At 41.8% G+C, this 10,399-nt stretch carries 8 protein-coding genes and 2 tRNA genes; 8 read left to right on the top strand and 2 right to left on the bottom strand.

Annotated features, from left to right (window positions below; translation table 11 throughout):
* The first annotated feature begins 7 nt into the window (after positions 1–7).
* From EAG18_RS20770 to EAG18_RS20745, 5 genes are all read left to right on the top strand, one after another.
* Positions 8–84: transfer RNA gene (locus EAG18_RS20770), tRNA-Asp, on the top strand.
* 28 nt (positions 85–112) lie between these two features.
* A tRNA-Asp gene (locus EAG18_RS20765) sits at positions 113–189 on the top strand.
* Positions 190–759: 570 nt separating this feature from the next.
* Entirely contained in the window at positions 760–1,446 is a 687-nt protein-coding gene (gene imuA / locus EAG18_RS20755) for a translesion DNA synthesis-associated protein ImuA (RefSeq protein WP_125254263.1), read from the top strand.
* A 2-nt stretch (positions 1,447–1,448) separates the two neighbouring features.
* On the top strand, positions 1,449–2,846 hold the full coding sequence (locus EAG18_RS20750) for a DNA polymerase Y family protein (protein WP_125254262.1): 1,398 nt from the start codon (positions 1,449–1,451) through the stop codon (positions 2,844–2,846).
* Positions 2,846–5,923, top strand: a complete 3,078-nt coding sequence (locus EAG18_RS20745) for an error-prone DNA polymerase (RefSeq protein WP_125254261.1) — start codon at positions 2,846–2,848, stop codon at positions 5,921–5,923. The genes EAG18_RS20750 and EAG18_RS20745 overlap by 1 nt, the downstream gene beginning before the upstream one ends.
* A 180-nt stretch (positions 5,924–6,103) precedes the next feature.
* Here EAG18_RS20745 and EAG18_RS20740 read toward each other — a convergent pair whose 3' ends face one another.
* Complete coding sequence (locus tag EAG18_RS20740) at positions 6,104–6,577, bottom strand: hypothetical protein (RefSeq protein ID WP_125254260.1); 474 nt, start codon at positions 6,575–6,577, stop codon at positions 6,104–6,106.
* A gap of 92 nt (positions 6,578–6,669) precedes the next feature.
* On the opposite strand from EAG18_RS20740, the gene EAG18_RS20735 reads away from it, so the two are divergent.
* Positions 6,670–7,053, top strand: a complete 384-nt coding sequence (locus EAG18_RS20735) for a response regulator (protein WP_125254259.1) — start codon at positions 6,670–6,672, stop codon at positions 7,051–7,053.
* 94 nt (positions 7,054–7,147) lie between these two features.
* On the opposite strand, the gene rpsT is transcribed toward EAG18_RS20735, so the two are convergent.
* Complete coding sequence (gene rpsT / locus EAG18_RS20730) at positions 7,148–7,408, bottom strand: 30S ribosomal protein S20 (protein WP_010370978.1); 261 nt, start codon at positions 7,406–7,408, stop codon at positions 7,148–7,150.
* Positions 7,409–7,834: 426 nt separating this feature from the next.
* Between rpsT and murJ the strand changes: the two genes are divergently transcribed.
* Together murJ and ribF are read left to right on the top strand one after the other, a co-directional pair.
* A complete protein-coding gene (gene murJ, locus EAG18_RS20725) occupies positions 7,835–9,397 on the top strand; it encodes a murein biosynthesis integral membrane protein MurJ (RefSeq protein ID WP_275557360.1) in 1,563 nt (520 codons plus the stop codon).
* Between the two features lie 67 nt (positions 9,398–9,464).
* Positions 9,465–10,391, top strand: coding sequence for a bifunctional riboflavin kinase/FAD synthetase (gene ribF, locus EAG18_RS20720; protein WP_125254258.1), 927 nt, complete (start codon positions 9,465–9,467; stop codon positions 10,389–10,391).
* Positions 10,392–10,399 lie beyond the last annotated feature (8 nt).

The following is a 10,399-nucleotide window of genomic DNA, read 5'->3' as shown; positions in this document are numbered from 1 at the left end:
TCTCTGCGGAGTGGTAGTTCAGTTGGTTAGAATACCGGCCTGTCACGCCGGGGGTCGCGGGTTCGAGTCCCGTCCACTCCGCCATTAAGATATCTTGAAAATCTATCACTGCGGAGTGGTAGTTCAGTTGGTTAGAATACCGGCCTGTCACGCCGGGGGTCGCGGGTTCGAGTCCCGTCCACTCCGCCAGTTTGCATTGTCTCCTCTAAGCAAACTTAATTATTCAAAGTAAAAGTTCCTTCTTATTGAATCTATTCACAACCTAAATAAAAGCTCACCGTATACTAAAATCTATTTTTACGCCTTGTCTGTATGATGTCAAAAGGTGGTATATACCAATTTTTCTTAATACATTGCTCAATGTGAAGATATAAATCCAAGTCTAACAGTGCTAAAAATTTCTTATTTAGAACAAGTAAGTAGCAAACCTTTTGCTTCAACATAGTTCATGTCTCTAAACAAACTAACATAATACCAATTAGACTTAATACTTGCTCAATTTGAAGGAGTAAATCTGACGCTAACAGCGTTAAAAATTTCTTATTTAGAACAACTAAATAGCAAAATTTTTGCCTCGTTATCGACAAGATTTTCTCGCCTCAAAATAGACCACTTAATTAAGCAAATTGGTATAAGTTGTTGGCTGACCCCATATTCACTCCTATGCTTTTGAGCGAGGTCCTATCTCGATTTTTTATGATCTACTTGCGATCCTTACAGATTTAAATATACTGTATATATAAACAGTGTCGGTGGGTTATGGCTAATTATCTAGAGCTTCTTGAGCGTAAAAATTTGCTTTGGCGCGGACGTGGTCGAGTATGTAAGCCTGAAGCGGTAAGTACCGGGTTTACCTTGCTTGATAGTGCTTTGCAAGGAGGCTGGCCTAAGCATGGTGTGATAGATATTCAAACGGCTGTTGGTATAGGGGAGCTGCGTCTAATACTGCCTCATTTTGCACAAGAAAAGCGCTTAAAGGTGTTAATTAATCCACCGGGCCGAGTGCAGGCTGCTGCAATTAATTACTTATCACTAGACTTAAGTGAGTTTGTAATATTGCAGCCAAAAAGTGATAGCGAAGCATTATGGGCTGCTGAGCAATGTTTAAAAAGCGGAGCATCGAGTGCTGTAGTACTTTGGCAGGATGCGCTTTCTATCGCTGTGGTGAAGCGTTTGCAGTTAGCCGCACAATCTGGCGATAGTCGGTTATTTGTTTTACATCAAGGGCAATACATGAGTACCTTGCCTTTTTCTCTTTCTTTGGTACTAGAGGCAAAGCCCTGTGCCTTACAGGTGTCGATAAAAAAGCAAAGAGGGTCTTTTTCTCAGCATGCCATTAAGCTGCGTAATACAAACTACTGGCCGGAACTTGAAAAGCAAACCTTACCGAATATTGACGAGAGTATCACCATGCCTTGTGGATATGATCAGCGGTTAACGAGCTAATTATGTGGATATATCTTTATTTTCCAATGCTGCAGCTGGAGGGAATAAGTAAGCAAGCAACTACAACTGATTTTATCTCGCCTGTTGTTATCATTGATGGGCGCAAGAATCAGGTAGTGCAATTAAACTCTGTTGCAGAGCAAAAAGGCATAAAAATTGGCATGGGATTAGGTACGGCCTGCGCATTATGTATGCAGCTTCATGTTGTATCATATGATAGCCAGCTAGAGCGTCAACAGTTGCTTGAAATTGCAGATGCACTGTACCAAGTTAGCGCTGATTTGGTGATAGAGCCACCTAATGGTATTGCGCTTAAAGTAGATGGTATGTTGTCTTTACACAAAGATTTGAGCTGCTATTGGCTCGTGATTACCGAGCAACTACGTCAATTAGAGGTCAGCTACCACTATGGTGTTGGCGCATCAATAACCATGGCTAAGCTATTAGCGCGGAGCCACAACGATACTTTGCAATTAACCGCCTCACAAACTCGTTATGCGTTGAGTAAAGTGACGTTGCAGCACACGACTCTTGCAGAAAAAGTGATAGATAAGCTGATGCGCACAGGCGTGAAAACGGTAGCGCAGTTGGAACAGTTTACGCTGTCTGAATTAGCAAAACGGTTTGATACTGAGCTGGTGCATTATGTTGGTTGCTTATTTGGTAAGCTAAGAGAAACTCCCACTTTTTATCATCCTCCTGAGGTATTCGAGCTAACAGCCCCTTTACTATATGAAGTGGAAGTCGTTGCGTGGCTAGATAAGCCAATAGGGTATCTATTATCACGTTTATCGATGTTTTTACAAAAACGCAGTCTAGTGACCAGAGCTGTCAACTTTACATTTGTGCTGAGAGACAAAAACGCTTTGGAGGTCACGTTACACAGTGCTGAGCCCGAATATCGCATATCATATTGGCGACGACTGCTAGATCTAAAACTGGAGTCTATTACGCTCGAGGCCCCAGTACAAAGCGTATCGTTAAAAGTCGATGAACTAGAAACACAACATGCTACGGTGCAGGATTTATTTTCAGCCCAACAAAGTGCGATATCCCAGCAGGGGTTATTATCTATCTTATGTACAAAACTTGGTGATCAAGCTGTGCAGCACCTAAAATTAACGGGAGATCCTCGCCCCGAGAAAGCTAGTACGTATAGTCGTACACCTGATATTAGCAATATTCAAACTCCACCAAGACCGACTATTTTGTTGTCTGAGCCACGGCCTTTATGTGAAAAAGTCAGAGTCATCTCAGGCCCTGAGCGAATAGTATCCGGATGGTGGGATGGTGAGCCAGTTCAACGTGATTATTTTATTGTGCAAAACCAACAAGACCAGCATTTATGGGTATTTCGCGAGCAAAGTAATCAATGGTATATCCATGGGGTGTTTAGTTAATGTCGTATGCAGAGCTATTTTGCCAGAGTAATTTTTCGTTTTTAACCGGAGCTTCACGACCAGAAGAGCTGGTAAAACAAGCGGACTTTTTAGGTTACAGTGCTATTGCTATTACCGATGAGTGTTCATTAGCGGGTATTGTTCGTGCTCACGCCTATATACAAGAGCATAAGCTCAAGATAAAGCTTATTATAGGGAGCTTATTAAAATACCAGAACATTAAGTTTGTTGCGATTTGTCCAAATCAACTTGCTTATTCTGAACTATGTAGAGTGATTAGCAACGCTCGTAGACGCAGTGAAAAGGGCGCTTATCAACTGAGTGAATGGGATATTATGTCCCTTAAACATGTTTTACTATTGTGGCTACCACAAGGCAATATCCAAGATACTCAATCAGTACAGTGGCTTTGTAAATATCATCACGACAGAGTATGGATTGCTTATCAGCGCAAATTAGCTGTAGAAGACGACCGTTATTTTGCGCATTGTATCAAACTTGCAAAAGCCTATCATATACCTCTATGTGCAGTTGGTGGGGTATTAATGCACTGTCCATCCAGACTGGCGCTACAGCATACGCTCACCGCTATCCGCTTGAATCGTGTGATCAGTGATATTCCAGAGTTTATGATCAGCAATGCTGAGTTTGCGCTTAGGCCTATTCCCAAGCTCAAAAAGCTATATGCACTTAGCTTACTTGAAGAGAGTGAGCATATTGCTAGGCAATGTGATTTTAATTTAGCCAATTTAGCGTATCAATATCCTCAAGAGCTTGTGCCTCAAGGGTTAACACCTATGGCTTACTTACGTTCACTGGTTGAAAAAGGTAAAAAAACTCGTTTTCCAGATGGTGTACCGCCAGAAATTGCCGCGACAATAGAAAAAGAGTTGGCACTAATTGAAGCGCTAGACTATCCATTTTTCTTTATTACTATTCACGATATTGTGATGTATGCCAAGCAACATGACATCCTGTATCAAGGACGCGGATCAGCGGCAAATTCTGTCGTTTGTTATTGTTTGGAAATTACCGCAGTCGATCCTAGACAAGTGGGCGTGCTATTTGAACGTTTCATCAGTAAAGAGCGCAATGAGCCGCCGGATATTGATGTGGACTTTGAACATCAACGCCGCGAAGAAGTTATTCAGTATATTTACAATAAGTATGGCCGCAAACGGGCTGCGCTTGCTGCAACGGTGATCACATATCGTTTAAAAAGTGCAATGCGTGATGTCGGTAAGGCTCTAGGCATTGAGATGGCGCAAATAGAGTACTTTATTAAGCACTTGAATAGGCGTGATAAAGGGCTTAATTGGCAAGCGCAGTTGGTTGAGCTTGGTTTTGAACCAAGTTCGCTAAAGGGACAGCATTTTATTCAACTTGTAAATGAAATTATTGGTTTTCCAAGGCACTTATCACAGCATGTTGGTGGCTTTGTGATCTCACAAAGCCCGCTGCATGAGCTAGTTCCCACAGAAAATGCAGCCATGCCCGAGCGCACGATTATTCAATGGGATAAAGATGACTTAGAAACACTAAAGCTGCTTAAAGTGGATGTACTTGCGTTGGGAATGTTAAGCGCAATACGCAAGTGCTTTGGTTATATAGCTCAACATACAGATAAAAGCTTGGATTTAGCCCAATTAACGCGTATGCAAGACGACCCTTTGGTTTACAAAATGCTGCAAAAAGGCGATAGCATCGGGGTATTTCAAGTGGAGTCACGCGCTCAAACGAGTATGCTACCAAGGCTCAAGCCTGCTTGCTATTATGATTTGGTGATTCAAATTGCAATCGTACGGCCAGGGCCTATTCAAGGTGATATGGTTCATCCATTTTTAAAGCGCCGAGAGGGAGAAGAACAGGTAAGCTATCCATCTGAAGCGGTTAAATCGGTATTAGAGAGGACCATGGGGGTTCCCATCTTCCAAGAACAAGTGATAAAACTAGCTATGGTTGCAGCTGGATTCACGGGAGGAGAAGCAGATAGCCTACGCCGAGCCATGGCGTCATGGAAAAAAACCGGAGAGCTGATGCAGTTTAAAGAAAAGCTCATTCGAGGCATGTTGGAGCGGGGCTATGAAGCACAGTTTGCTGAGCGTATTTTTGAGCAGATCTGTGGCTTTGGTGAATATGGTTTTCCTGAAAGTCACTCAGCCTCTTTTGCTGTGCTGGCTTATGCCTCTGCATGGTTGAAATACTATTACCCAGCTATGTTTTATACTGCGTTACTTAATAGCTTACCAATGGGGTTTTATTCGGCTTCACAGCTGTTGCAAGATGCCGCTAGACATAATGTGACTATTCTACCTATCTGTATAAACCACTCAGACTATCATCACCTAGTTGTGAAAGCAGATAACACAAACACTTTTGCTATTCGGTTAGGGCTCAGGCTAATAAAGGGCTTAAGTGAGACTGAGGCGCAGCATATCACACAACAAAGACCTGACAGCGGGTTTTATCGGATCGCACAGTTACAACAAGTTGGTATTGCGAAAAGCACGATTGAAAAGTTGATTTCAGCAGATGCTTTACATCGCTTTGTTGATAGTCGTTATGCCGCGAGGTGGTCTTTGGCAGATCAAAGTAGGGCTTTGCCACTATTTGTTGAACTTGAAGAATCTGCACCCCAATATAATCACTTTCAAACCAGTGAGTTTGAGGAGCTTCGAGAAGATTACAATACCACTAAAGTTTCCCTGCGAACCCATCCAGTTAAGCAACTTGAACAAGCTAAATTGATCAGTCGTACGGTGAAAGCAAATGAATTACTTTACCGCACACATAAGTCCTTAGTAACAGTGGTAGGTCTTGTCACTGGAAAGCAATCGCCTGGAACTGCAAAAGGAGTCACCTTTTTTACGTTGGAAGATGAAACGGGCAATATGAATGTAATTGTTTGGTCTGGCACAGCAAGAGCACAAAAACAGGCTTATATGGGAGCTCAACTACTAGAAGTAAAGGGCATACTGGAAAAAGAGGGGGAGGTTGTACATGTGATAGCAGGAAAGTTGATTGATAGAACTGAGTTACTAGAAGCGATGACTATTAAAGCACGCGCTTTTCGATAAGCATCTATTGTTCCAAAAATAAATGCTTTTTAGCCCCCGCTGTTGGCGTTAGTTTTATTGAGATTACTGTTAATAATCAACTGCTGGTATTGCACCCATTTTTTGGAAGTGGCAATGAGCGTGGATGCAATTAATCTTATCGCTGAAAAGTTAAATGCCTCTTTTAAGGTATAATTATTGCTATCCTTTAATCAATTTGATGGTTGCAGCAATAAAACCTTCTTGTTTGATTATTTGGTACTTTTGGCACGTGTCTGGTTTTTTCAAATTGTGGCACAGGTATAGAGTATTACGCTCAAGCGCGGGCTGAGGGTGTAAATTTGAATCAAATAGCACAGGATCTATCCCTGGTAGCCCTGGCCAATAAACACTGCTTGCAACAAGACCTAATTTTTCATAAGTAATTAATTTTGGCTTTGGAAAAACAATAAATAAAGCGAGTAACACACCAAGTATTATCCACTTTGCTTTGCGCTTTGGTTTTTCCTCATTTAGGCTACTTTGTTGATTTTGAAGTGCTGCTGCTTGTTGCGCTTTCAGTGCAGCTACCTGCTGCGGTGAGGTGCGATGGTTTTGTACCTTGCGCTTTATTGGTTTTTTGGTGCTGGGCTGTACTTGGCCTAAAAGCGATTGTTTTTTTGATGTTTTTGCCATGCTTTAAGTAGCCTTTTAGTTGCAGGTCTCTATAATGCTTCTATGCTAAATATAATAGCCTATTTTTACATTACAGCCTACGGGAAAGGACTATGGATCAAAGTATCTCTATTTTAATTGTTGATGATGTAGGGACAGTTCGCAGTTTTTTACATCAAACCTTGATGCACTTAGGCATTGACCATGTGCGTGAAGCCTCAACAGCAACACAGTGCGTAAAGTCATGTGAAGAGCAGCACTTTGATATTGTCTTCTTGGATATTGAGTTACCAGATGGTGATGGTAAAGAGTTAATTGCGACGCTTAACGAGATTAACCCGAATGTCAATGTGGTTATGGTATCCGCCCACTCAACGGTAGACAATGTAAAAGATGCTATTGAACGTGGCGCAAAAGGGTTTGTTGTAAAGCCATTCTCACCTAAGAAAATCGCAGCTATGTTGAAGAAGTTTTACCCAGATCTAGAATTGGTGTAGTGGTTATACCAAATTCATTCATTGACATAAACACATGTGAATTACAGATATAAAAAAACCGACTAAGCGTCGGTTTTTTCAATCCAGCAACAAATTAAAGTGCTTTAATCTTAGCAACTAAACGGCTCTTATGACGAGCAGCTTTGTTTTTGTGGATTAGACCCTTAGTTGCGTAACGGTCTAGGATAGGTGCAGCAACAGCAAATGCTTGAGTTGCAGCTTCTTTATCACCAGCTTCAATTGCAGCGATTACTTTTTTGAAGTATGTACGCATCATTGAACGACGACTTGCGTTGTGCTTACGACGCTTTTCGCTAGTGATAGCGCGTTTTTTTGCAGACTTGATGTTAGCCAAGGTTTGCTCCTAACAATCTTAAAATAAGCTTAATTTAAAGGCCGAGGAATATGCCTGTTTTAATCGCAAAAGTCAATATAAATTAACAAGCGCGGCCTAATGTTCAACACCCAAGACTTGACTTGGGCTATTCTCAATTCTTAACCTGCAAGCAAAAGGCATTGTAAGGTAATGCTTTTTGTCTAACACAGGCAAGTAAACCCGTAATATCCCAAGTTGCACAAAAAATGAAAAGCCGTAGCTTTGCATGGTGCCTTGAAAATCTCAGGTTCGAACCAGAGTAAACAGTTTATATTCCACTAACGTGCAATAGGCTTACTTAGGTTAATGGCGCGTATTGTAGCAAAGCTGACCGAGCGCGCCTAGTGCTAAATGCACAACGACTGTGGCATAATTTGCTGCTAATCGCTGAATTTAGGAGTTAAGGTGATAAAAGGGTTATTTAAATCAGGTATGATTGTCAGCGCGATGACAATGATTTCGCGTGTGCTCGGTCTGGTGCGCGATGCTGTGGTAGCAAATTTACTGGGCGCAGGCTTGGCCGCCGATGTATTTTTATTCGCCAACCGTATTCCTAACTTTTTACGTAGATTATTTGCTGAAGGAGCCTTTGCTCAAGCATTTGTCCCTGTATTATCAGAAATCAAAGAAAAACATGGCGACGATAAAGTACGGTTATTCGTTGCACAAGCCGCTGGTACCTTGGGAACTATTTTACTGTGTGTGACTATCTTAGGCGTAATTGGCTCTCCTGTCATTGCTGCATTATTTGGCACAAGCTGGTTTATAGATTGGATGCAAGAGGGCGCCGATGCTGAAAAATTTGTCCTTGCAAGTGCGTTATTAAAACTTACATTTCCTTATCTATTTTTTGTTTCTTTGGTTGCACTAAGTGGCGCAGTATTAAATGTGTATAACCGCTTTGCGGCCGCGGCGTTTACCCCAGTTTTACTTAATATTACCATTATCGCTTGCGCTATTTTCCTTCATGATAAATTTGAGCAAGGCGCGTATGCACTGGCTTTAGGTGTATTTATTGGTGGTATTGTGCAGCTACTTTTTCAACTCCCATTTTTGCTAAAGCTTGGTGTCTTAAGTCGTCCTCGGTTTGCTTGGCAAAGCCCTGAGGTGACAAAAGTGAGGACGTTAATGATACCTGCATTATTTGGCGTATCAGTGAGTCAAATTAACTTATTATTAGACACTATGATTGCCTCGTTTTTAGTTACAGGCTCTATTGCATGGCTGTACTATTCGGACAGACTGATTGAATTCCCACTTGGGTTGTTCGGTATCGGTATTGCTACTGTTATTTTACCGGCACTTTCTAAGCTGCATGCGGGTGACAAAGGCTCCGACTTTCAAAAAACACTTGATTGGGGAGTGCGTTTTGTGATCTTTTTGGGGTTGCCTGCCATGCTTGGTTTAATGGTTATAAGCCCACTTATTATCTCGGTTTTATTTGGTCACGGTGAGTTCGTATCGCAAGATGCAGACAACATTAATAAAGTTAGCATGGGGGTCGCAGCATATTCAGTTGGCTTACTTAGCTTTATGTTAATTAAGGTTTTAGCTCCAGGCTTTTATGCAAGGCAGGACATCAAAACACCGGTTCGTATTGGGATTATCGCAATGGCGCTCAATATGATATTTAATCTGATGTTGGCACCATTTATTGGTTACCTTGGCTTAGCTCTTGCGACTTCTTTATCTGCATCTTGCAACGCGTTTTTGTTATATCGACATTTATCTCGTCAAGGGGTGTATAAGGTAAGTGGGTTCTCATTAACTTTTGCGGCAAAATGCTTTGTATCGGCGGTGGCTATGGCTATCTCTGTATATAGTTTGGCAATACAATTTGATTGGCTAGCATGGGGACTCATAGAGCAAATTTTATTACTTTGTGGTTTATTAACGGTCGCGATAGTGAGCTATTTCAGTCTACTATTTATGCTCGGGGTAAGATTCAACACAATCCGTGATGCTTGATTCGCATTTTTAAGCAACTTGGGTATAATCGAGCTCTTTGATATTTGCTGCACAAAGGCACGGCACTATGCAACTAATCCGAGGGATCCATAATATTCGACCACATCACTTTGGTTGTGTGTTGACGATTGGAAACTTTGATGGGGTTCACCTGGGACATGTAGAAGTTTTGAAAGGGCTGATTAGCGACGCAAAACACTACCAACTACCAAGCACTGTGATGTTATTTGAACCACAACCTTTGGAGTTTTTTGCAAAAGATAAAGCGCCGGCAAGATTAACTCGACTGCGTGACAAACTCGTTTTATTGCAAGAATTGGGAATAGAACGGGTGATATGTGTGAACTTTAATCATAAGTTTGCATCACAAGATGCCGAGCAATTTATTAGGGATGTGTTGATAGCTAAGCTCGGTACTCGTGCCTTGACTATTGGCGACGACTTTCGTTTTGGCCGTGAAAGAGCCGGAGATTTTTCGATGCTAAAGCGGGTGGGTGAACCACTTGGTATGCACGTTAAGGATACGGCAAGCTTTCGTAAACAAAACTGCAGAGTGAGTAGTACCTTAATCCGTAGCGCACTGGCACAGGGAGACTTAAACCAAGCACATGAAATGCTGGGTCATACTTACGCTATCTCTGGTCGTGTTATCCATGGGTGGAAAAAGGGTAGAGAGCTTGGGTTTCGTACTGCAAATATCGCCTTGAAACGCCAGGTCAGTCCCGTATGTGGGGTATATGCGGTAATTGCAACGGTAAATCAAACAACACATTATGGTGTAGCTAATGTTGGTACTAAACCAACGTTAAATGGCACTAAAGCCCTCTTAGAGGTGCATCTATTTAATTTTAATGAGACCATCTACGGTCAATTTATGAAGGTGGAGCTGATTGAAAAGCTTCGCGATGAGCAAAAATTCGAAACATTGTCGCAACTAACAGAGCAAATCAGCCGAGATGTTAGTCATGCAAAACAGTGTTTTTCTTTAACGTAGCCGATACG

Origin of the sequence: Pseudoalteromonas sp. J010 (genome assembly GCF_003934235.1) — a bacterium.
In the GTDB taxonomy this organism is placed as follows: Bacteria; Pseudomonadota; Gammaproteobacteria; order Enterobacterales; family Alteromonadaceae; genus Pseudoalteromonas; species Pseudoalteromonas peptidolytica.
Note: the sequence above shows the minus strand (reverse complement) of the source record. Positions and strands in the feature narration are given on the sequence as shown.